Source organism: Epibacterium ulvae (genome assembly GCF_900102795.1).
Lineage (GTDB): Bacteria > Pseudomonadota > Alphaproteobacteria > Rhodobacterales > Rhodobacteraceae > Epibacterium > Epibacterium ulvae.
The window spans coordinates 31,929-55,146 of the sequence record NZ_FMWG01000010.1 but is presented as its reverse complement, the minus strand read 5'-3'; the positions used below and the strand labels follow the sequence as shown (position 1 = coordinate 55,146).

Genomic DNA, 23,218 nt, shown 5'->3' with positions numbered 1-23,218 from the left:
CCTTCATCAGAATGTCACGCACAGAGCCCTATTTTTATTGCCTGAATCAGGCTGCACGCCGCCCCAGATCTGAAGCTTTACGCATCCATTTCTCAACTGTTTCAGCCGACGCCCCCGTGGCTGAGGCAAACGCGGTAAATCGGGTTGGCTTCACACCGATAAAACCCAGTATCTGGCGGCTCAGAATTTTCTTGATCGCATTGCCATAGAACAAGCGTAAATAAATTGAAGGCGTATCACTGGTCAGCAGAACACGCGCTGTCTTTCCCGTCAGCAAGGGCAACGGCACGCCCATCAAAGAAGTATTGCGCGTATCAAACGCCCGGCCGGGCAAAAGCGCGCGATCAAACAGGCCTTTTAGCTTCGCAGGGAGCGCCCCCCACCAAAGGGGGGTCGCAACCACCACATGATCTGCCCATTCTAAGTCTGATAAAAACTGCTCTAAAGGAGCTTCCAACGGCTTGGCGTTACTATAACCGCCCATACCGTAATCCATATCGAATTCCATTTCCGACACATCATGCCAGCGGACCTCATGTCCTTGTGTGCTAGCAGCATCCCGATAAGCTGTGCTAAGGGATTTGGACAATGACCTATCCCCAGGGTGCCCGTTCAAGATGAGAATTTTTCTGGTCAACATATGGGTCTCCATTGGGATAAATTGACTTAGGTCATTTTATTAAAAAAACTGACCGCGGTCAAGTTAAAAATGACCGCGGTCATAAAAGAGGTCGAAACGATGACACGCGCCCCCCAGCAACGACGGTTGGAAACCCGAGCCAAGTTGATAAATGTTGCACATGAGATCATTGATGCAGAAGGTTTCAGCAACCTGCGCGTCGAAGACGTTGTACAGCGCGCAGGTGTCGCCAAAGGGACGCTGTTTTCACATTTCAAAGACAAAGACGGTCTGCTTGCGGTCATTGTTGGCCAACAAATGACCCAATTTCTTGATCAGCTCGAAAAGCTCCCGGCTCCAGCAAATATCGAGGCGCTCTTGTCGTATATAGAGCCCTCGCTAAACTACGTAGCAAGCGATCGCGTTATTTTTGATCTCTTGCTGCGATATTCTGGATCGATTAGCAACCACAGCGATGAAGTCATAACTGCAAGCTTTTATCGTCAGATCGAACTCTGCGCAGGTTGGATTGCAGCCCTGCAAGCAAATGGCGTTGTCCGCACGACACATTCACCTGCTCTGCTCTCAGAAGGCATACAGGCCTTTCTTAATCAGGTTCTGGCAATCCGCTTTTGCCAAAACACCCCGACAAGTGAACCTGCATTGAATGCGCTGCGCCCCTTCATACAGGCCTGGCTTGCGGATGAAACTCCTCAGCCTGGGCAGGATTGACAATCGAATGGCCGTCGCTCTCGCCAACTTCAAAGACTTGTGCACGACCGCCCAAATCTTCAAATAGTTCAGGTCCTGTGCCCGTCATCCACGCCTGCACACCTAAAGCACAAATTTCATCATAAAGCGCCGCCCGCCGGACAGCATCCAAATGGGCTGCCACCTCATCAAGCAACACAATCGGTGGCGCCCCCTCACGTGCCTGCAGCGCCCGGGCATTGGCCAAGATCAACGAAACCAGCAATGCTTTTTGTTCCCCTGTAGAACACTCACGAGCAGGCACACCCTTGGCGCGATACGTGCCCAACAGATCACTGCGATGTGGTCCTACCAGCGTGCGCCCCGCCGCCAGATCCCGAAACCTGCTCTCCTCTAGTGCCGCGCGAAAATCTTCTGCGGTGTGTGGCATTGATCCATCGTTTTGAATCAATTCAAGCTCAGCCGTTGGGAAAGCGGTTTCAGCTTTTTCCTGCGCTGCATGCAAAATATCCACAGCTTGCTGGCGGGCTTGATGAATACGATGACCTGCCGCGCTCATCTGCGCTTCAATCACACGGTACCATGCCGGATCGCGCACCTGTTCTTTCAACAGTTTATTGCGTTCGCGCATTGTCTTTTCATAGGTGAGGCTCGCTTCAGCATGACCCGGTTCAAAGCTAAGCGCAATACGATCCAGAAAACGGCGGCGCCCTTCTGCGGCCTCTATCCATACGCGATCCATCGCAGGCACCAACCACACAATCCGGCAGATTTGTCCAAGCGCGGTTTGATTGCTCGCCTTTTCATCAACCCGCACCTGTCGCGCAGCACCGCTTTCAGACCAAGTCGCCACATCATACGCCTGATTATTGGCCTGTAAGGTGGCCATCAGCTTCCACCCCAATGCCTCAGGGCGGCGTGTCATGTCAGCTGCGCTGGCTCGCCGAATACCCCGCCCCGGAGAAAACAATGACACAGCTTCTAAGATATTGGTCTTGCCCGCGCCATTGTTGCCATAAAGAGCCACCGGCCGCCCGTCCAAATGCAAATCCGCCCGCAAATGCGAGCGAAAATGAGAAAGCTTCAAAGATGTGAGGGCCAGCACGCAGCACGTCCCCTTCTATTGTATTCCAATGGCGCGTTTGATTGCACAAATCGCGTGATCAGACGCGCATCGGCATCACAACATATACAGCGCTTTGATCATTACCTTCACGCATCAAGGTCGGATCACCGGAAGAATTAAACATAAAAACTGCGTTTTCCCGATCTACCTGATTGGCAATTTCCAAGAGATATTTCGCGTTAAACCCAATATCCAGCCGCTCATCACTGTAGGCGACCATCAATTCTTCTTCGGCGGCACCACTGTCAGGTGCGTTCACGGACAAAACCAAGCGGTCTTCCTCCAATTGCAGCTTCACCGCACGTGAACGTTCGCTGGAAACCGTTGCAACGCGATCCACCGCCTTGGCAAACTCGGACGCATCCACCTCAAGGCGGCGCGTATTGCCGGTTGGGATAACGCGTGTGTAGTCCGGGAACGTCCCATCAATCACCTTAGAGGTCAGTGTGATGGTAGGCGTCGCAAAGCGCACTTTGGTCTCACTGACCGAAACCGCTATGTCCATGTCATCGTCGTCTAGAAGCTTACGAAGCTCACCAACGGTTTTACGGGGGACAATCACCCCCGGCAACTCCGCAGCACCAGGAGGTAGGTCTGCATCAATACGTGCCAGACGGTGGCCATCGGTTGCGACACAGCGCAATGTCTTACCACCCTCAGCACCATCTGCCACATGCATATAAACGCCATTGAGGTAATAGCGTGTCTCTTCGGTGGAAATCGCAAACTTTGATTTATCAAACAAACGCCGCAAAACGGCAGCGTTTGCAGTAAAGTTTGACTGATATTCAGACGTGGCCATCACCGGGAAATCCTCACGCGGCAGCGTTGCCAACGAGAAATTTGACCGCCCAGCTTCAACCGTCAGACGACCAGAGGCTGCATCGGCATTCAGGGTGACCAACGCGCCATCTGGCAACTTGCGTACAATTTCGTGCAAAGTGGTCGCAGCCACTGTGGTGGCACCTGCACGCTCAACCTGAGCAGTCGCCTTATCAACCACTTCAATGTCCAGATCTGTTGCCCGAAACTGAACTGTCTCTCCCTCGGCTTCGATCAAAACATTGGCCAGGATCGGAATGGTATTGCGCCGCTCCACAACTGATTGCGCCTGAGCGACCGCCTTCAGAAGTGTCGCGCGTTCGATGCTGATCTTCATGTCCACCAATCCTTTTCATCGGGCCATACGTCTGGCCGGAAGAGCAAAGTAACGCTTTACCCCTGTGACACAAGACTTTTATCGATTTCTCCAATTGTAAAGCGCAAGCGTCAAGAGGCCAAAGGCGCTGAGTTTTCAGAAGCGCCCCAAACGTGGCTGAATGGCCCTGTTTATAAGAAAAAACGGCCTCGACTTCCATCGAGACCGTACACAAGATACAAACGGGCAGCACAAAATGAAACGCTTAAGCCTCTAGAGTACGGCGCAGCATCTCCACGTCTTCGGCAATCTGACCGTCCACAGTACGTAACTCTTCGATACGTTTTACACCGTGCATCACTGTAGTGTGGTCGCGGCCACCAAAGCGGCGTCCAATTTCAGGCAACGAACGACTTGTCAGCTGCTTACAGAGATACATCGCGACTTGGCGCGGACGCGCATAAGACCGCAGGCGTTTGGGGCCAATAATATCTGACATACGAATGTTGTAATGTTCAGAAACCTTGCGCTGTATCTCTTCGACGGTGATCTTCCGCTCAGAGGCACGTAGAACGTCAGCCAAACAATCTTGTGTCAGCTCCATGTCGATCTCACGGCCCACCAAAGAGGCAAAGGCAAAGAGACGCGTCAATGCCCCCTCCAACACACGCACGTTGGTCGATATCCGATGCGCCAGAAATTCCAGAACGCCGTCTGCAACAGACAGACCTGGGTAGGTCATGCGTTGCTCTTGAACCTTAGTCTGCAAGATACCAAGGCGGAGCTCATAATCTGTCGGGTGTAGATCCACCACCAACCCACACTGCAACCGCGATTTCACGCGTTCTTCCAGCTCTTTGATCTCACCGGGTGCTCGATCAGCTGAGATAATAATTTGCTTATTCTGATCCACAAGAGCATTGAAAGTATGGAAAAACTCTTCCTGCGTCGAATCTTTGCCCGCAATGAACTGAACATCATCCACCATCAAGACATCCACTGAACGAAAGAGATGTTTGAAATCCATCATCTTACGTTCACGCAGGGCCTGAACAAAACGATACATGAACTGTTCAGCCGAAAGATATAGAACGTTCAGGTCTGGATTGGTCTCTGTCAGCTCCCAAGCAATCGCATGCATAAGATGCGTCTTACCAAGGCCTACACCTCCGTAAAGAACCAATGGATTAAACGTAACCGGCCCGCCCTCTGCCACACGACGGGCAGCAGCATGAGCAAGTTCGTTAGGTTTGCCGACAACAAAGCTATCAAAGGTAAAGCGCGGATCCAGTGGCGCAGCCTGCAAAGCTTCAAGCGTCTCGCTCTCTGCAACGGGCCGCTTCACAACGGATGGCGCAGCTTTTACCGGTGCTTCAGCAAGGGCAATATCGGATGCATCATCATCCATCACTTCAAATAGCGGCGCACGCTTTCCAGATATCGCAGATGCCCCAGTCTGAACTGCAACTTTAAACCCCAGACGCTGGATATGAAAGCCATCCACATTGAACTCATGCAAGATGAGATCTGAAAAATTCTGGCCGACGTAGTTCCCCATAAAATTCGTCGGCACAGTAAATACAGCCACATCATCATTCAGAGACTGCAGTTCCAGTGGTTCTATCCACGTTTTATAATTGTTGTGTCCCACCGTTTTCAGCAGGCGTTGCTGAACACGGTCCCATGTATCTTCTGTCATTCGTTGCCTCTCGCTTGCCCAAAAAGCAATGACCATTTTCTGGTCGTTATGTTTCGTCCCGTTTCCAAATTTCTTTGGAATGTTCAGGCAATACCTAACACGCAGCCAGCCCTGTCCGATGCCGACCTCTCCCGAAGGATGTGCGCCCAAACGCTACTAAATTTATCAAAACGCCTTGCAGCTCACGCTGTGGCTGCGATCCACTCGTTTCAAAGCATCAAATATCGCTCCGCACACAAAGTGTACGGACCAAACTTCAGATACACGGCAGATCATGCATCTATTTGATAATGGTTGTCTCAGAAATTGGTGATCCCAATCAGAGCAGCCCATCCCCCAGCGTGTGGAATCGCTGTAATAGTGGTAGCAATTTGGCGAGGGGCTCAGCAACGAAACTATGATGTTGACTCTGCCTTTAACGCCAAAGAATCTCCCGGGCCTGCGCTAAGGTTTTGTCCTGTTAGAAAAAAAAGAAGCGCCGTAAAAAACGGCGCTTCTTTCAACTTTTTTCTTGAAAAATGATCTTGTTCAGATCTGCTCAGGAATCAGGCCAGAACCTTAACACGTGCAGCCAAGCGTGACATTTTACGCGCAGCTGTATTCTTGTGATAGATACCTTTGGTCACGCCACGCATCAGCTCAGGCTGTGCAGCGCGCAGAGCCGCAGTTGCAGCTTCTTTATCGCCAGATGCGATCGCTTCTTCAACTTTACGCAGGTAAGTGCGGATGCGTGAACGACGAGCTTTGTTTACAGCATAGCGCTTTTCATTCTGACGTGCGCGCTTCTTGGCTTGGGGCGAATTTGCCATAGTGATTGTGACCTTTTAATCGGGTTCGAATGTTTGCGCAAAATGCCAAGCCAACCCGGGTCTCAAAACCGGTGTGATTCTAGCCAAAGCGGGCTGCACGCGCATGTATGACGGCGGTCATTAGCTATATTTGGTGTCGAAGGCAAGCCTTACCGCTCGAACCACGCTCTGAAAAACAAAAAAGGCAAACGAATTGCTTGCCTTTCCCAGTCTTATTAACGCTGTTGTCTATTTATCGCGAAACTGGGCTTCGCGTTTTTCCAAAAAGGCGGCCATCCCTTCTTTTTGGTCTTCAGTTGCAAACATCGCATGAAACATGCGTCGCTCAAACAACATGCCTTCAGCCAAGGGCAGTTCATAACTCCGATTCACGGCCTCTTTCACAGCCATTGTGGTAAGCTGTGATTTTTCAGCGATCTTTTCTGCAACCGTGCTGGCCTCTTCAAGCAATTTCTTAGCTGGCACAACACGTGAAACCAGACCGGCCCGTTCTGCCTCATCCGCTTCCATAAACCGCCCGGTGAGATTCATATCCATTGCTTTGGATTTTCCGACAAATCGGGTCAGACGCTGGCTGCCCCCCATTCCAGCAATCACACCCAGATTAATCTCGGGCTGGCCAAACTTTGCATTGTCCGCTGCAATAATGAAATCACACATCATCGCCAATTCGCATCCACCGCCCAGCGCATAGCCAGCCACAGCCGCAACGACCGGCTTACGAATAGCAGCAATTCGATCGTTCGTTTTTGCAAATAGGTCTGCGGAATAAACATCCACAAAACTCTGCTCAGACATCTCTTTGATATCAGCGCCAGCAGCAAAGGCTTTCTCGGACCCCGTCAGTACAATACAGCGCACCTTGTCGCTTGCATCAGCCTCTTCCAAAGCCGTGCACAATTCCGACAACAGCGCGGTGTTAAGAGCGTTCATCGCCTCAGGGCGGTTCAGTTTAATAAGGCAAACGTGGTCCTGCACTTCGACGTTGAGCGTCTCAAAGGCCATGGTGTTTTGCTTTCATTGTTTCCTTCAGGATTGAGTCATTATCATGCAGCCTGCATTGATCAAGCTATCTTTGGCACTTGCCACAATAGAAAGAAGACCGACCAGACTGCGTGATTCTCAAAACGCGCCCATCACATCCCGCGCGGCGACACGGCTCCCCTTCCCGCCCGTACACATCAAAGCTATGCTGAAAATATCCAAGTTCTCCATTGGCTTGCCTAAAATCTTTAAGCGAAGATCCGCCAGCATCAATTGCATCCTGCAGTACCGTGCGAATGATAGGAACCAAAGCAGACACACGCTTTTTTGAAACTTGCCCTGCCTTACGTTTTGGCGAAATTTCCCCACGGAACAGTGCTTCACACACATAGATATTGCCAAGACCGGCAATGATTCCCTGATCCAACAAGGCTGATTTTACAGGTGTATTGCGCCCTTCAAAAGCCGCGATCAGGTGATCATCATTAAAATCATTTCCCAAGGGTTCAGGCCCAAGCACGCGCAGAAGTTTGTGATTTTTCAGCTCTGCAGTGGGTATTAAATCCATCGCCCCAAACCGACGTGGGTCGTTAAACGTAATGCGCGCGCCGTTCTCCATATCCAAGACCACATGGTCATGTTTCTGCACCTGTGGATGATCATGCACAAACTGGCCCAACGGGTCCCCCGAGACGGTCATACGACCGGACATGCCCAAATGGATGAGCAATGTCTCACCCTGCTCTAGATCTGCCAGAATGTATTTTGACCGCCGCCGCATCGCTAAGACACGCGCACCTGTCAACCGTTCCGCCATACGTTCTGGAAAGGGCCAGCGCAGATCAGGGCGGTTCACCTGCGCTTTTGTGATGACAGCTCCCTCCATTGAAGGGGCCAATCCACGCCGGACGGTCTCGACCTCGGGCAATTCAGGCATTACATCGCTCCTATAACTAAAGAGATGACGTTGGGCCGCATTGTGTGCGGCGTATAGCGCCTTATAACTGGGGCGAACCTGAGGAAACGGCAAGTCGCATGACCCAAACACAAGACAGTACCACGCATTTTGGCTTTGAAACCGTGCCTGAACACGAAAAAGCAGGGCGTGTCCAAGGCGTATTCAACTCTGTGGCGTCAAAGTACGACATTATGAATGATGTTATGTCGATGGGCATCCACCGCATCTGGAAAGATGCAATGATGGATTGGCTGGCCCCGCGCCCCGGACAAAAGCTACTGGATGTGGCGGGCGGAACTGGCGATATCTCGTTTCGATTCCTGAAACGCGCAGGCCACGGTCACTCTACCGTATTTGACCTCACACAGCCGATGCTCGAAGAAGGCCGACAGCGCGCCGAAGCGGAACAAATGGACGACAGCCTGGACTGGGTAACAGGTGATGCGATGGCCCTGCCCTTTCAGGATAACACCTTTGATGTTTACACAATCTCATTTGGCATCCGCAATGTAACCCGGCCTCAAGAAGCACTGAACGAAGCCTATCGCGTGCTCAAACCCGGTGGCCGCCTGATGGTGCTGGAGTTTTCGCAACTCCCCAACGACGGCTTGCAAAAGCTCTATGATCTTTACTCGTTCAACGTGATCCCGCGTATGGGACAGATGATCGCCAACGACTACGACAGTTACCAATATCTGGTCGAATCGATCCGAAACTTTCCCGACCAAGAGACGTTCCTAGGAATGGTGCAGCAGGCGGGTTTTGAAAATGCAAAATACCGTAATCTGTCTATGGGCATCGCAGCGCTGCATTCTGGCTGGAAAATCTGATTCATGCGCGGTCCTCACAACATTGTTCGCCTGATCCGCACAGGTGCCACGTTTGAACGCACAGGTGCGATGAACCTTGTGCTCGACGCGTTTGAAGCTCCAAAAATCTTGCGCGGCATTGCTCATGCGCTTGGCTGGCCGTTTAAATGGCTGGGCTACAAGGGCGACCCCAATATGCCGCCAGCAACGCGCGCGCTTTCGGCGCTGGGGCCGGCCTATATTAAATTTGGTCAGGTGCTCTCGACACGGCCAGATGTGGTTGGCAGTGAGTTGGCCCAGCAGTTGCGGGTCTTGCAGGACCAATTGCCTCCTTTCTCCCGAGAAGAAGCTCTGGCGGAAGTCGAAAGAGAGCTGGGCCGCCCATGGCAGGAAATATTTTCAGAGTTCAGCGAACCAATCGCAGCCGCTTCAATTGCGCAAGTCCATCGTGCCCGATTGATTTCAGACGGCACTGAAGTCGCCGTAAAAGTTCTGCGCCCCGGAATTGAGCGCGCCTTTAATAAAGACGTGGACGCATTTTACTTTGCCGCGCGGATCGCAGATCTGTTTGCTCCGGGCGCACGCCGGTTGCGCCCGATGGAGGTCATCGAACATTTCGACGGTGTCGTTCAGGGCGAGCTGGACTTGCGTTTAGAAAGCGCCTCAGCGTCAGAATTTGCAGCCAACACCAAAGACGATGCAGGCTTTCAATTACCTAACATCCGATGGAACTATTCGGCACGCCGCGTCATGACATTGGACTGGGCCGATGGAACCGCACTTGGCGACAATGACGCGCTGGATGCTGCCGGACATAATCGGCGCGAACTTGGAGAACGTGTTCTCTCCCTCTTTTTGCGCCATGCTCTGCGGGATGGTTTTTTTCATGCGGATATGCATCACGGTAATCTGAAAGTGGCCCCAAACGGGGATATCATTGCATATGATTTTGGTATCATGGGCCATATCGATGAATATACGCGCCGCGTTTACGCTGAAATTCTCTATGGGTTTATTAAGCGAGATTACAAACGCGTTGCAGAAGTGCATTTTGAAGCAGGTTATGTCCCTGCTGATCGCGATGTAGATGAATTTGCTCGTGCCCTGCGTGCTGTCGGAGAACCAATCTTTGGCATGGATGCGACGCAAATCTCGATGGGCCGCCTGCTAAACTACCTGTTTGAAGTCACCGAACGATTTGGCATGGAAACCCGCACGGAGCTGATCCTGTTACAGCGGACAATGGTTGTGGTAGAAGGCGTAGCGCGGTCCCTTGATCCTCATATCAACATTTGGGATGTCGCGCATCCCGTTGTCGAAGACTACATCAAACGCTCAATCGGCCCCAAAGCAATGGTGCAGGATCTGGGTAAAACAGCACTGGTTCTGGCGCGTTTCGGCCCCCGCCTCCCCGGCTTGGTCGAAAAAGCACTGATGGCACAGACCCACGAAACTGCGTCTAAACACGGTATACGCCCCGTTTGGCTGATCCCCGGCGGGATTGGAGTGGTCGCAGGGGGCGCACTGGCTAGCCTTGCAGCTTGGATATTCTAATCAAACAGAGCAGCGTTTGACAAAACGCCTGATAATGCAGGAAGCTCCGTTATGACGGATGATACAACCGATATTCTTACACTTTTGCCCGCGCGCCTGAAAGAAGCACGTCGGGCACAAGGACTGTCACTGGAAGCCGTAGCAAATCTTTCAGGTGTCAGCCGCTCCATGGTCAGCCAGATAGAACGTGGTGAATCCTCACCAACGATCGCCACTCTTTGGAATCTGACCCGTGCATTGCAGGTCGATTTCGCGGGGCTGCTGGAAGCCGGAGATGCAACTGATCATATAGAGGTTTTGCTGGCCCAAGACGTACCAAAAATAGAAAATATGGGACAAGGCTGCCGCATTCGCATTCTCTCCCCACCAGAAGACGTTGGTGGACACGAAGTTTATGATATCCGTTTTGATAACGGCGGAACCTTGATCAGCCAGCCCCATGGTCGCGGCACGAAAGAACAACTGACCGTTCTAGAAGGCAGCATTGATCTTATTTCCGGCAATGCTGAAAGCCATCTGAAAACAGACGATTCGGCCCGTTATACAGCTGATGTCCCCCATTCAATCACTGCAATACATGGGCCAGCTCGGGTGTTTCTGATCGTTAAAAGCAACTAACGGTTAGAAAATCCACATTAACGGAAATTTGTCCAAAATACTTGAATTCTCCTATTTGGGAAAATAATCCGCTATGGTAGAAACTATTCCAACGAATAGGGGAGTACCATCGTGGCCACCGCATTTTTGGATCACATTTCTAACACTCTGACGCAGATTGATGCAGACGGGCTTTATAAACGAGAACGCTTGATTACCTCTCCTCAAGGAGGTGAAATTGCCGTCGGCGACCGACGGGTGATCAATTTGTGTGCCAATAACTATCTCGGCCTCGCAGACCACCCTGATCTGATCAAAGCGGCCTGCGATGTGATGGAGGACAAAGGGTTTGGCATGGCCTCCGTCCGCTTTATCTGCGGCACACAAGATTTGCACCGCACGCTAGAGCAACGCATCGCAACGTTCCTCAACACAGACGACTCGATCCTTTTTGCCGCTTGTTTTGATGCCAATGGCGGCCTGTTTGAGCCCCTTTTGGCCGCCGAAGATGCGATCATCTCGGACAGCCTGAATCACGCGTCGATCATTGATGGTGTTCGTCTGTGCAAAGCACAACGCTATCGCTATGCCAATAATGATATGACTGACCTAGAGGCCAAGCTAAAAGATGCACGCGCCAACGGGGCACGCCACATCATGATCGCAACGGATGGTGTGTTTTCAATGGACGGCTATCTGGCAAACCTGCCTGCAATCCGTGCCCTCGCCGATCAATACGATGCGGTTGTGATGGTGGACGATTGTCATGCCACAGGTTTTATGGGCCCACGTGGGGCAGGCACGCCAGATCACTTTGGTGTCGACGTCGATATCCTAACTGGCACTCTGGGCAAAGCATTGGGCGGCGCAATCGGTGGCTATATTGCCGGTCCCCAACCCGTGATCGATCTTCTACGCCAACGTGCACGGCCCTATCTGTTTTCAAACTCTCTCCCCCCTGCAATTGTCGCAGCAGGTATCGAAGCCATTCGCCTAATTGAAGAAGGAGCCGACCTTCGCAAGAGGCTTTTTGAAAACACGAAATTCTGGCGCGAAGGCCTGACCGCCCTTGGGTTTGACCTGCTTCCTGGCGAACATCCAATCGTTCCAGTGATGTTGGGAGAAGCCCAGCTTGCGCAGGATATGGCCGCTCGGCTTTTCGAGGAAGGCGTCTATGTCTCTGGCTTCTTCTTTCCCGTCGTACCACGCGGACAGGCCCGCATTCGTACGCAAATGAACGCTGCCCTTACCCGGGAAGATCTCAACCGCGCACTCAAAGCTTTCGAAACAGCAGGTAAAGCCTGCGGAGTGATCTGATATGCGACCCAATACGATGAAAGCGCTGGAGAAATCTCACCCAAAAGAAGGGCTGTGGATGGTTCAAGCTCCAGTCCCTGAAATTGGCCCAGACGAAGTTCTGATCAAAATAAACAAGACAGGCATCTGTGGCACTGACATTCATATCTGGAACTGGGATGACTGGGCCGCTGCCACGGTTCCCCATCCGATGATCACAGGTCATGAGTTTGCCGGTGAAATCGTTGAAATCGGGCGAGATGTAACAGGACTTGCGGTGGGACAGCGTTGTTCAGGTGAAGGTCATCTGATCGAAACCGATAGCCGCCAATCCCGTGCAGGTAAATTTCACCTAGACCCCGGCACACGCGGGATCGGCGTGGATGAACAAGGCGCATTTGCGCAGTACCTGAAACTGCCCGCTTTTAACGTAATACCGCTGCCCGATGACATCCCAGACGACATTGGTGCAATCCTTGATCCATTGGGCAATGCGGTTCATACCGCCCTTAGTTTTGACTTGCTTGGCGAGGATGTACTGATCACCGGAGCAGGTCCAATTGGCATTATGGCCGCTGCCGTCGCCCGCCATGCGGGGGCTCGTAATGTGGTCATTACCGATGTGAATCCCGATCGGCTGTTCCTCGCCGAACACGTCGTCCCTTCGGTGCGTCCAGTGAACGTAAGCCGCGAAGATCTGAACGATGTGGTACACGAACTTGGCTTGCGTCAAGGATTTGACGTTGGCCTTGAAATGTCGGGTAATCAAGCCGCAATGGACCAGATGGTAGAGGCCCTTGTCATGGGCGGCAAAATCGCCTTACTTGGCATCCCCCCTGGCAAATCCCCCGTCGATTGGTCACGCATCGTGTTTAAGGCCATCACCATCAAAGGCGTCTATGGTCGTGAAATGTTTGAAACCTGGTACAAGATGATTGCCATGTTGCAAAACGGGCTGGATGTCAGCCGCGTAATCACACATCGGTTCGCGGTAGATGATTTTGCCCAAGGATTTGAAACAATGAAATCAGGCCAAAGCGGTAAGGTTGTGTTGAATTGGTCCTAAGGGATAAGGGGACTGTCTGCCCCCTTATCCCTTAGGACCAATTCACCCCCGAGAGTATTTCGGACAAGATGAAAAAGCGGGGGCGCGTTTGGTTGCCCGCGTCGCTCCTATTGTTCGGCCAGCATTATGTACAATGCGATGGACAGCGATAGATACAGAAGGATATGGTAAAATTTGCCCTCGACGGTCCGCCAAGTCTGGTGTGCGGAGAATCCCAGATTACAAAATACAACAATTGCCGGAAACAGCCCCGACGGCGAGGTCGAATACCCCAGCAGGCCCCCAACCGCACAAAAATGGCACAAAGCTAAGAACGCTACCTGCTTGGGCAAATTCAACGCTTCAACCGCAACCGGCATCTCGCCGCCCTTATGCCAGAACGCCATCGAGATCCCAAAAAGTGCGCCAGACACAGCGTATTGGATCAGAGCGGATTGCACGGAAGTTGCATCCAGCATCAAGATCATGAAGCATCCGAAATAAAACCACTGAAACAGAGCGATACTTATGCGGTAGAGTATCGGCTGCCCCTGAACACTGGGCGTTTGATCCAAATTCCAAAGGCCAAGCCCCAGCATTGTCGCCAAACACGCGCGCAACGCGATGTCGCTATTGGCCGTCCAAGGCACCACAAAAACGATCGCCCCCGGCAAGGACAGCGTAAGGCCGAGTTTTTTCAAAAGCCCCGGATTGATTAAATCTTGCCGCAAAGTCATGAGCCCACCAATTTCACTAAACAATCCCAGTAGGCTAAACAAAAAAAAGCCACCCTAAAAGGGCGGCTTTTCCAGACTTGATGTATCTACTTAGACGTCAAAGCGGACAGATTTAACCTGACGGAATTTACCGGTCTCGCAAAGCTTACCGATCACATCTGCAGGCACCTGGGCATCAACATAAAGCAGCGCAATCGCACCACCACCAACTTCAGAACGACCCAAAGTAAAGTTCGCGATGTTCACGCCGTTTTCACCCATGGTCTGACCCAGCGTACCAATAATACCTGGGACATCTTCGTTTGTGGTGTAAAGCATGTGTTCACCAACTTCGGCGTCAATGTTGATGCCTTTGATCTGAATAAAGCGGGGTTTACCATCAGAGAAGACAGTTCCAGCGACCGAACGCTCTCTCTCTTCGGTCACAACGGTCACTTTGATATAACCATCAAAGGTACCTGATTTATCCTGATTGGTGGTAGAGATCTGAATGCCGCGCTCTTTTGCGATCACAGGTGCAGACACCATGTTCACGTCAGGGTTGGCTTTTTTCATGATGCCCGCGATGACAGAACAGTTCAGCGCGTCCAAATTCATTTCCGCAGCAACACCATCATACAGAATGTTAATTGCCTTGATCGGCTCATCCGTCATCTGACCTGCAAAGGCACCAAGGTGATCTGCCAGCTTGATCCAAGGGCCCATGATCTTGGCTTCTTCGGCGGTCACAGAAGGCATATTCAATGCGTTTTCTACAGCGCCAGTCAGCAGATAGTTTGACATCTGCTCTGCAACTTGAAGCGCAACGTTTTCTTGTGCTTCCGTGGTTGCCGCACCCAAGTGAGGCGTACAAACGACGTTGGGCAGATTAAACAATGCGTTCTCTTTTGCTGGTTCTTCTGCAAACACGTCAAACGCTGCACCGGCAACATGGCCGGATTTCAGCAGTTCAGCCAATGCCACTTCGTCAACCAGACCACCACGGGCACAGTTCACAATGCGAACGCCTTTTTTGGTTTTCGCGAGGTTTTCAGCCGACAGAATATTGCGTGTGCCATCTGTCAGCGGCACGTGCAGCGTGATGAAATCAGCACGGGCCAAAAGGTCGTCCAGCTCAACCTTTTCAACGCCCATTTTGTCCGCCTTCTCTTCCGACAGGAAGGGATCAAACGCGATGACTTTCATCTTCAGACCACGGGCGCGATCACAAACGATGCCACCGATGTTGCCCGCCCCAATAACGCCCAGCGTCTTGTTGGTCAGCTCAACACCCATGAATTTGGATTTTTCCCATTTGCCCGCGTGGGTAGACGCCGATGCTTCGGGGATCTGACGCGCCACAGCAAACATCATCGCAATCGCGTGTTCAGCGGTGGTGATCATGTTGCCAAAGGGCGTGTTCATCACGATCACACCTTTTTTCGACGCGGCTTCCTTGTCAACATTGTCCGTACCGATACCAGCGCGGCCAACGACTTTTAGATTTGTAGCCGCTTCCAGAATGGTGGGCGTAACCTTGGTCGCTGAACGGATCGCAAGACCATCATACTGGCCAATCACTTCGGCCAGTTTGTCTTTGTCTTTGCCAAGGTCAGGCATGAAATCCACATCGATGCCACGATCACGGAAAATCTGAACGGCAGTTTCGGACAGTTTATCAGATACAAGTACTTTGGGAGCCATGGTGTTTGGTCCTTTGTCGGGGGCCTCATAAGGCCGGAAGAATGGGAAAGATGGCCCGGCGACACCGCCGGGCGAAGGATCAATCAGGATTAACCCTGTGCGACAATCTCAGCCTCAAAGGCCCAAGCCAACCAAGGCAGCATCGCCTGTACATCGACGGTTTCTACCGTGCCACCACACCAGATCCGCAGCCCTGCAGGCGCATCACGATAAGCGCCAATATCAAGTGCGATATTTTCAGCTTCGAGACGCTTAGCCACAGCTTTTGCAAAAGCAGCGCCATCCTGAATCCGGTCATCGGTGAATTTCAGGCAGACCGAAGTGTTGGAGCGGTTCGCGTCATCCTCAGCGAGGTTTGCAATCCAGTCATTTGCCGCACAGAAATCATGAACGGCCTGTGCATTGGCGTCAGCACGCGCGATCAAGCCTTGCAGCCCACCCACGGAACGTGCCCAATCCAGCGCAAACAGATAATCCTCAACCGCCAGCATCGAAGGCGTGTTGATCGTTGCACCGGTAAAGATACCTTCGATCAGCTTGCCGCCTTTGGTCATGCGGAAAATCTTGGGCAAAGGCCATGCCGGGGTGTAGCTTTCCAGACGTGCAACAGCACGCGGGCTTAGCACGATGACACCATGCGCCGCTTCGCCACCTAGAACCTTCTGCCAGGAGAAGGTCGTTACATCCAGCTTGTCCCAAGGCAGATCCATGGCAAAAGCAGCTGAGGTCGCATCACAGATGGTCAGGCCATCGCGGTCAGCCGCGATCCAATCACCATTTGGAACACGAACACCAGAGGTGGTACCGTTCCAGGTAAAGACAACATCGTTTGCAAAATCGACCGACGCGAGGTCAACAATCTGACCGTAGTCCGCGATTTTGGACTCGGCATCGATTTTCAACTGTTTCACTACATCGGTGACCCAGCCTGCGCCAAAGCTTTCCCAAGCGAGCATCTCAACTTTGCGCTCCCCCAAAAGCGACCACATCGCCATTTCCATTGCGCCGGTGTCAGATGCGGGCACAATACCAATGCGGTAATCTGCTGGAATGCCAAGAACTTCGCGGGTGCCTTCGATTGCGTCTTTCAGCTTAGCCTTGCCAACAGCGGCGCGGTGGCTGCGGCCCAGCGCAGCATCAGCCAATTTAGCAAGCTCAAATGTTGGGGGTTTGGCACAAGGGCCCGAAGAAAAACGCGGGTTAGCCGGGCGCGCGGCCGGTTGCTGAGTAGCCATCAATGCTATCCTTACAGATAAATGCCTCTCGTTGGGGAGAGGTGTCCCGCCGACAGAGCTAGGATGAGTTGATCCATAGCACAAGCATAAATTTCGCACGTTAGCGGCCAATCTTCTTCCAAATACGACCTAAAATTTCGCCTTTAGGAAACTTTTGCGCTTCAATTTGTCTGCACGCTCCCGTTTTCGAGGGCTGGTTCTCATTACCGCGCCCCGCTACACCATGGGCGGAATCAGCTCAAAGGAAGCCTGCCTGATGTTTGTCACCACTTTGCTGTGCAACCCCGATACACCCCGCGTCGAACCTGCCTTGGTCGAATCGCTGCGAAACGCTTGGGGCGGCGGCGAGTTGCGATGGCTTGCACATGGCATTGCTGCGGAATTTGAGATGCCGCACCTTCCCGGCAACCAATGGGACATTTGGGCAGATCTGCAAAAGACAGGCGTGGACCTCGTGCTGCAACCGCTTGAAGGACGGCGAAAAAAAATGCTGCTTGCCGATATGGATAGCACGATGATCCAGCAAGAATGCATTGACGAACTCGCCGAAGAAGCCGACGTCGGCGCACAGGTCAAAGAGATCACTGCCCGTGCGATGAATGGTGAATTAGATTTTGACGGTGCCCTGAAAGAGCGCGTTGGCCTGCTGAAAGATCTGCCGGAAACTGTCATTGATCAAGTTCTGGAAAACCGCATCACCTTTATGCCTGGCGGCAAAGCGTTGCTTGCAACAATGAAGGCCAATGGAGCCTATGCGGCTTTGGTTTCGGGTGGGTTTACGGCGTTTACCGCCAAGGTCGCAGCCACGTTGGGATTCGACGAGAACCGCGCCAATACGCTTTTGGTCGAGAACGGCACATTGACTGGCAAAGTTGGCCTGCCAATCTTGGGACGACAAGCGAAAGTTGACGCATTGGAAGAAATCACAGCCCATCTCGGCATCACAGAATCCGATGTGATCGCAGTAGGCGATGGGGCAAATGATCTTGGCATGCTGGGTCGTGCAGGATCTGGGGTCGCATTGCACGCAAAACCCACTGTTGCAGCCCAGTGTGACCTGCGCATCAATCACGGCGACCTCTCAGCCCTGCTCTATATCCAAGGATACATGGCAGATGAATTTCAGGGCGTGTAACCCGTGTTCGAAGTCAGTTTTGAAGTTCTCGCCTTGCTGCTCATTGCAGCGGGCGCTGCAGGGTTTATCGATGCAATTTCAGGGGGCGGAGGCCTAATAACGCTGCCCGCACTTATTATGGCGGGTGCGAACCCGTTAACAGCACTTGCTACGAATAAGATCCAAGGTTTGTTTGGGGCGGCAACTGCGGCGATCAGTTATGCCCGTGGCGGCCATGTAGATTTACGCAAACAGTCTACCCCCGCCCTGATTGCGTTTGTCGCCTCACTTTTAGGTGCACTGCTTGTATCGGTATTGCCCACAGATTTTATTCGCTGGCTTCTGCCTGTCCTGCTGGTCGGTATTGCGATATTCTTTGCCACGAAAAAAGGTCTGAATGATGAGGACAGGCAGCAACGGCTTTCCCCTGTTCTGTTCAGCCTCACCCTTGTTCCCTTGTGTGCGGGATATGATGGGTTGCTGGGGCCAGGTGCTGGTAGTTTCTACATGCTCGCTTTTGTATCTTTGGCCGGTTTTGGTGTCCTGAAAGCCACCGCTCATACAAAATTGCTGAACTTTTCATCCAACGCAGGCGCATTGGTGGCCTTTGCGGTTGTCGCCCCGCCTTGGCTTTTTACCGGGTTGGCGATGGGTGCGGCACAGATCATAGGCGCGCAACTAGGGGCACGGTTGGCCCAGCGCATCGGTGCGCGATTGATCAAACCGCTTCTGGTCCTTATTTCGCTAATCTTGGCTGCGAAACTCATATGGGATATGATTTAATCAGCTTCAGCACTCTGCAAGTGCTTCACGCTCCAAGTCTCTTGCCTCCAGATCACCGCGCCACTCACAATAGGCGGCCATGCGCCAATGGTACCAAGGCTTTATATCTAGGTATCTCGCGATAATCTGGTGGTCTGGATAGGTTTCCAGAAATTCCTGTTCCTCTGCGGCAGTGAGCGGCGCACCTCTGTAAAGAAACTGCATAGCAGGCGACAGAAACAACGCGATGTCTTCACTGGGATCGCCCATTTTGGGGCATTGCCAGTCAATCAATCGCAATCCATGATCACCGCACACAAAATTTCCCGGTACCGGATCACCATGGATCAACGACACCGTGTTCAGCGGCGCGACCGAATGATTAGGCCGTTCTCGCCAAAGCGCACTTTTCCCAGCACAGCAGCGCAAGATCGTTTCGGTCTGGCACAATAGAGCTTGGGATCCATTGACCCCATTGGGCACCGACCCCGTCAGTTGGTGCACAGCTGACAAAAGCTCTGCGGCCTGTCCTACGTCTCTCGCCCAGCGCGATCCAGAAACATGGCGATACACAATCCAAGGACGCTCATCATAGATACCCTTAGCAAGAAAATCCGGCGCGATCTTTCGCCCGGATAGTTCTTGTAAAATGCTGGCTTCGTGATTTGGCTCATTGGCAAACAAAGGGTTTTGATGCCCTATATTGTAGAGCTTCACCACGATTTCACCAAGGCGCCAAAGCTCATTAGACCGCCCGCCTGTCAGCCGTTCCCCCCCGCAATTCAGGAGATCAAATTCTGGCAATTCCACCGAAAGGCTGGCCTGAAATGAGGGGTAAAAAGTCTTCAGGACATGTTCCAATCGCAGTCAACTTCAGATCTGGATCAGCACATGCCCTTATAACAGGAATTACGATCTGCTCTCACGCAATGCTGATACATCCGTGGAATTGATTGACGAACCACCCGCAAGAATCAAGTGTACTTCGTCGCCTTGCAACTGCGTTTCGGTGATACGTGTATAGACATCTGGCCGAGACGTGCTCGTCACTTCGCCATCAGCATTCACGCTTTCGACTTCAAATTGATACATTCCTTCGCGATGCGCCGAACCGCTGTCTGTCAATCCATCCCAAGTAAACGGATCTGCAGAAACTGGAATATCGATTCGATCAACAACGGCTCCACCAACTCCACGCACGACCAGACGTGCACTCGCCGCTCCAGCCAAAGGTTGCGGCATTACTGTAATTGGCGTGGCGCCATCAAAATATCCGTCAACCTGAGCCCGTGCTTCCATACCCACCCAGCCAGATGTGGACGACAGCGTTACAGCAGAGGCTGCACTTGCTTGGTTCTGAAGCGCTGTCAGCAACTCATTGGTTTGAACCTGCTGTTCAACTTGTGAGAATTGAGCAAGCTGTGATGCATATTCAGCATTGTCCAACGGCTCCAGCGGGTCTTGATATTTCGCTTGTGTCGTCAACATTTTCAGGAACGTCTCGAAATCCGCTGAAATTCCGCTGGATACTGGCAGGCCAGAGGATGAACCACTGCTTGCGGCTGCAGATGTTGCCCCGGTGGGTGAGGTAACGGGTGTTGTCATTGTTTATACTCTCAAATTGAGCCCGGTCTCACCCAGGCGAAGCGATTGAACGATATGAGCGGCATCCAGATCCTGATCTGTATTTCCAAGCAGGTCATTCATCTGACCTTCTCTTTCGTTCTCAATAGGCTGTTGAACAGGAGGCTCCTTGAATTCGAATCGAACCTCGGTGAAGCCCATTTGCTGAAATTCCTTTTTCAGCTGATCGATATGCTCTCGCATCAGGTCACTGGTTTCCGGACGCTCTGCATCAATTGTGATTTTGACGCCTGTCTCAGTCGTCTCAACCTGCATTTCCACACGCCCAAGCTCTTTGGGATTCAAAAGCACTTCAACTTTTTTCTCGCCCGTCGTAGCGAAAGCATCACCTAGCTGTTCAGAAACGCGACGCGCAATATTTTGCGTGTTTGATTTGGTTTGCTTCAATGTCGCCTCGGTCAACAGTTGCGATAACCCAACAATCTCGGCAGGGGCCGCAAACCCTGTTGTCTCAACCATCTGCGCGACACGCTCAGCGGTCTCTGCCTTAGTCCGCGCCTGATTCTGCACCTGCATCCGATGTTGTTGCACAGCGTATTGAACCATCTGTGGAACGGCATTCGTTGCAGCCGCCTGCTGAATCGGGCGGTCTGACAATCGATCACGGGCAAGCTCTAGATTGGCATCTGCAGCTTCTTCAGACGGTAAAAGATCCGAGAGAGATTCATTGTTTTCCGCTGCTTCAAGCGTACCATCTCCCCGTTGTGCAGAAACGGTGGCCTGAAATGTCTGCTGTGCAATCGTCGTTGATGGCGCAACACGAGAGCGTGTCTCAGTTGTCACCTGCGCGACCAAACGATCTTCTTCAGCGCGCGTCAAACGCGGTGAAACGTCTTTTGCACGTTCTGCCTGCCCTTCAACTCTGACAGCCTGCGCCTGTTGAGTGGAAGGCGTGTTCTGGGAAGGAGATGCGGTTTGCGCAGCCCCACTCTGCGGAGATGTGAGCGTCTGCCGCTCCCTTGGTTGCTGTGAGACTGCTTCGGCATCTAACACGTCACGCGCTTTTGCCCCATCTTCGGAACCAGTTTCAGCCTGCACTACAGCAACCTTCTGGGCCTCTTCAGATGCGTTTGTCGGCGCAGCAGGTTGTTCAGCAATGCCATTGCCTTTTGATTCGGTCGGTGTTTTCACCTCTGCCGCGCGAACCACATTAGAAACAGGTGCAGCTTCTTCAAGCTCTGCCTGAGTAGATTGCACGGTACTCTCAGTTTTTACTGCTGCAGATAAAGCTTCCTCACCCTCAACTTCCGTAGGGGCTTCAAGTGAAGCCAAAGATGCCTGCTGATCTCCTGAAATACCGCCCTCTGACGGCTCAACATTGGTCTCAGACAATACTGTTTGCCGCGTCGTTGTTTGCGGAACGGTATCGCCTGCCTCTTCAACCAGCACTTCTACCGCCTTCTTTGAAGAAGGAGCCGCCTCTACCGCAACCTCGCGCTGCACTGGCACGACATCGGGCGTCACAACACCCTGATTCGGATCCTCTGGTGTACCCTCTTCTGCCTTCACCGGTTTCGACACTTTAGGCGTCTTGCCCTCCGCCTCAACAGGTGGGGCCGATGCGTCCTCGGCAGATACGTTCTTTTCAGCGGTTTTAGGCTTATCTTCTTCAAATACCGTCTCAAAAGTCTCCTTCTTGGAGACATCAGACGGGGCAGAATTCTTCGCATTTGGGGCAGGTTCCTGCGCACGCGCAGCAAGCGGCCCGGTAATCCCAGCAATCATCATAACTGTTCCAGACATTCTATCTTGACAGCTGCACACTAACAAAAACCGGTTACCGCATTTTTAACCGCTCCTGATGCATTCTGTGAAAAGTCGATGCAAATCGCATGTACTCTCAAATGAGGTCCAGAATGGATAGTATACCGAATATAACCCCGCCCGCGCGGCAGGGACCGGCCAAGATTGCACAGACCATACAAGACCCCTTGCGCAAAGCTGCAATGGAGCTGGAAACCAATTTTCTTGCGGAAATGTTGAAATCAGCCGGGCTGGGCGAATCGCCCGAAACCTTTGGCGGCGGCGCTGGCGAGGACCAGTTCTCCAGCTTCCTCGTGCGCGCCCAGGCCGAAGAAATCACCAAAGCTGGCGGCATTGGCCTCGCCGAATCGCTTTATCACGCATTGAAGGAACAAACATCATGATCACCGCTCAACAACTTCTCATCGATCAATTGGACGATATTCTGGAACTGGAACGCACCGCCCTTGTAAATGGTCAACTGGATCAGCTGGAAACACTGCTTGAAGAAAAAGACGCCCTGATCAGCGAATTGAATGAGATGGACTCCTTTGAACAGGACGAACTCACCAGCATACATACAAAGGTCACCCACAATCAGGCGCTCCTGGAAAGCGCGATGGAAGGCATCCGCGCCGTTGCGGCCCGCATGCAGGAATTGCGCAACGTACGTAAGGGGCTCGATGTCTATGATCGCATGGGTCAGAAAACCAGCCATCCAAATGGACATAGCCAAAAACTAGAGAAGCGCGCGTAATGCACGGGGATTTAACGAAAATTCTAACTTTCAAAATTTTGGCTTTAGCAAACTCTTAGGATCTATTGGTGCATGGTTCCTGTGCACCTTGGATGAACAGGGTGGCGCGACGGCCAAGGGCTAATCGCACAGTCAGAAAGACGGCAGAGAGCGCTCCTTCGGGAGCAGGGATTGATTGAGGGATAAAGAACCCTCGCA

The 23,218-nt window shown here is 52.3% G+C and carries 23 protein-coding genes; 10 read left to right on the top strand and 13 right to left on the bottom strand.

Annotated features, from left to right (window positions below; all coding sequences use genetic code 11):
* Positions 1-46 precede the first annotated feature (46 nt).
* A complete protein-coding gene (locus BLP79_RS14735) occupies positions 47-640 on the bottom strand; it encodes an NAD(P)H-dependent oxidoreductase (protein ID WP_090220262.1) in 594 nt (197 codons plus the stop codon).
* 99 nt (positions 641-739) lie between these two features.
* Between BLP79_RS14735 and BLP79_RS14730 the strand changes: the two genes are divergently transcribed.
* Positions 740-1,351, top strand: a complete 612-nt coding sequence (locus BLP79_RS14730) for a TetR/AcrR family transcriptional regulator (RefSeq protein ID WP_090220397.1) — start codon at positions 740-742, stop codon at positions 1,349-1,351.
* On the opposite strand, the gene recF is transcribed toward BLP79_RS14730, so the two are convergent.
* The 6 genes from recF to mutM form a co-directional block, all read right to left on the bottom strand.
* Entirely contained in the window at positions 1,302-2,435 is a 1,134-nt protein-coding gene (gene recF, locus BLP79_RS14725) for a DNA replication/repair protein RecF (RefSeq protein ID WP_090220260.1), read from the bottom strand. The two genes, BLP79_RS14730 and recF, sit on opposite strands and share 50 nt — an antisense overlap.
* A gap of 58 nt (positions 2,436-2,493) precedes the next feature.
* Positions 2,494-3,615 carry a DNA polymerase III subunit beta gene (gene dnaN, locus BLP79_RS14720; protein ID WP_090220258.1) on the bottom strand — a complete coding sequence of 374 codons (1,122 nt, stop codon included), beginning with the start codon at positions 3,613-3,615 and terminating at the stop codon, positions 2,494-2,496.
* Between the two features lie 244 nt (positions 3,616-3,859).
* On the bottom strand, positions 3,860-5,293 hold the full coding sequence (gene dnaA, locus BLP79_RS14715; RefSeq protein WP_232716581.1) for a chromosomal replication initiator protein DnaA: 1,434 nt from the start codon (positions 5,291-5,293) through the stop codon (positions 3,860-3,862).
* Positions 5,294-5,838: 545 nt separating this feature from the next.
* Positions 5,839-6,102 (bottom strand): 30S ribosomal protein S20, encoded by a 264-nt coding sequence (rpsT, locus tag BLP79_RS14710; RefSeq protein ID WP_090220255.1) that lies wholly within the window; start codon positions 6,100-6,102, stop codon positions 5,839-5,841.
* 228 nt (positions 6,103-6,330) lie between these two features.
* Complete coding sequence (locus tag BLP79_RS14705; protein ID WP_090220253.1) at positions 6,331-7,107, bottom strand: enoyl-CoA hydratase; 777 nt, start codon at positions 7,105-7,107, stop codon at positions 6,331-6,333.
* A 64-nt stretch (positions 7,108-7,171) separates the two neighbouring features.
* On the bottom strand, positions 7,172-8,023 hold the full coding sequence (gene mutM / locus BLP79_RS14700; RefSeq protein ID WP_090220251.1) for a bifunctional DNA-formamidopyrimidine glycosylase/DNA-(apurinic or apyrimidinic site) lyase: 852 nt from the start codon (positions 8,021-8,023) through the stop codon (positions 7,172-7,174).
* 98 nt (positions 8,024-8,121) lie between these two features.
* Between mutM and ubiE the strand changes: the two genes are divergently transcribed.
* The 5 genes from ubiE to tdh all read left to right on the top strand — a co-directional run bounded on the left by ubiE (position 8,122) and on the right by tdh (position 13,366).
* Complete coding sequence (gene ubiE, locus BLP79_RS14695) at positions 8,122-8,874, top strand: bifunctional demethylmenaquinone methyltransferase/2-methoxy-6-polyprenyl-1,4-benzoquinol methylase UbiE (protein WP_090220250.1); 753 nt, start codon at positions 8,122-8,124, stop codon at positions 8,872-8,874.
* A 3-nt stretch (positions 8,875-8,877) separates the two neighbouring features.
* Positions 8,878-10,407 carry a 2-polyprenylphenol 6-hydroxylase gene (gene ubiB, locus BLP79_RS14690; RefSeq protein WP_090220248.1) on the top strand — a complete coding sequence of 510 codons (1,530 nt, stop codon included), beginning with the start codon at positions 8,878-8,880 and terminating at the stop codon, positions 10,405-10,407.
* A 51-nt stretch (positions 10,408-10,458) separates the two neighbouring features.
* Positions 10,459-11,025, top strand: coding sequence for a helix-turn-helix domain-containing protein (locus tag BLP79_RS14685; protein WP_090220246.1), 567 nt, complete (start codon positions 10,459-10,461; stop codon positions 11,023-11,025).
* Between the two features lie 111 nt (positions 11,026-11,136).
* Complete coding sequence (locus BLP79_RS14680) at positions 11,137-12,321, top strand: glycine C-acetyltransferase (RefSeq protein ID WP_090220245.1); 1,185 nt, start codon at positions 11,137-11,139, stop codon at positions 12,319-12,321.
* A gap of 16 nt (positions 12,322-12,337) precedes the next feature.
* Entirely contained in the window at positions 12,338-13,366 is a 1,029-nt protein-coding gene (gene tdh / locus BLP79_RS14675; RefSeq protein ID WP_090220396.1) for an L-threonine 3-dehydrogenase, read from the top strand.
* Between the two features lie 107 nt (positions 13,367-13,473).
* On the opposite strand, the gene BLP79_RS14670 is transcribed toward tdh, so the two are convergent.
* From BLP79_RS14670 to BLP79_RS14660, 3 genes are all read right to left on the bottom strand, one after another.
* Positions 13,474-14,082 (bottom strand): hypothetical protein, encoded by a 609-nt coding sequence (locus BLP79_RS14670; RefSeq protein ID WP_090220243.1) that lies wholly within the window; start codon positions 14,080-14,082, stop codon positions 13,474-13,476.
* Between the two features lie 90 nt (positions 14,083-14,172).
* Positions 14,173-15,765, bottom strand: a complete 1,593-nt coding sequence (gene serA, locus BLP79_RS14665) for a phosphoglycerate dehydrogenase (RefSeq protein ID WP_090220242.1) — start codon at positions 15,763-15,765, stop codon at positions 14,173-14,175.
* 89 nt (positions 15,766-15,854) lie between these two features.
* On the bottom strand, positions 15,855-17,000 hold the full coding sequence (locus tag BLP79_RS14660) for a phosphoserine transaminase (RefSeq protein ID WP_090220240.1): 1,146 nt from the start codon (positions 16,998-17,000) through the stop codon (positions 15,855-15,857).
* A gap of 256 nt (positions 17,001-17,256) precedes the next feature.
* On the opposite strand from BLP79_RS14660, the gene serB reads away from it, so the two are divergent.
* Positions 17,257-18,135, top strand: coding sequence for a phosphoserine phosphatase SerB (gene serB, locus BLP79_RS14655; protein WP_090220238.1), 879 nt, complete (start codon positions 17,257-17,259; stop codon positions 18,133-18,135).
* Positions 18,136-18,138: 3 nt separating this feature from the next.
* Positions 18,139-18,897, top strand: a complete 759-nt coding sequence (locus BLP79_RS14650) for a TSUP family transporter (RefSeq protein WP_090220236.1) — start codon at positions 18,139-18,141, stop codon at positions 18,895-18,897.
* Positions 18,898-18,903: 6 nt separating this feature from the next.
* Here the strand turns inward: BLP79_RS14650 and BLP79_RS14645 are convergent, their stop codons facing one another.
* Genes BLP79_RS14645 through BLP79_RS14635 form a run of 3 tightly spaced genes read right to left on the bottom strand, consistent with a single transcriptional unit; the run spans position 18,904 to position 22,263 of the window.
* Positions 18,904-19,737 (bottom strand): phosphotransferase, encoded by an 834-nt coding sequence (locus BLP79_RS14645; protein ID WP_232716583.1) that lies wholly within the window; start codon positions 19,735-19,737, stop codon positions 18,904-18,906.
* Between the two features lie 48 nt (positions 19,738-19,785).
* Positions 19,786-20,481 (bottom strand): flagellar hook capping FlgD N-terminal domain-containing protein, encoded by a 696-nt coding sequence (locus tag BLP79_RS14640; protein ID WP_090220235.1) that lies wholly within the window; start codon positions 20,479-20,481, stop codon positions 19,786-19,788.
* A gap of 3 nt (positions 20,482-20,484) precedes the next feature.
* Positions 20,485-22,263: a flagellar hook-length control protein FliK gene (locus tag BLP79_RS14635; protein WP_090220233.1), complete on the bottom strand. Its 1,779-nt coding sequence runs from the start codon at positions 22,261-22,263 to the stop codon at positions 20,485-20,487.
* Positions 22,264-22,376: 113 nt separating this feature from the next.
* On the opposite strand from BLP79_RS14635, the gene BLP79_RS14630 reads away from it, so the two are divergent.
* On the top strand, positions 22,377-22,667 hold the full coding sequence (locus BLP79_RS14630) for a rod-binding protein (protein ID WP_090220232.1): 291 nt from the start codon (positions 22,377-22,379) through the stop codon (positions 22,665-22,667).
* Entirely contained in the window at positions 22,664-23,020 is a 357-nt protein-coding gene (locus BLP79_RS14625) for a flagellar biosynthesis protein FlgN (protein WP_090220230.1), read from the top strand. The genes BLP79_RS14630 and BLP79_RS14625 overlap by 4 nt, the downstream gene beginning before the upstream one ends.
* The last annotated feature ends 198 nt before the right edge of the window (positions 23,021-23,218 follow it).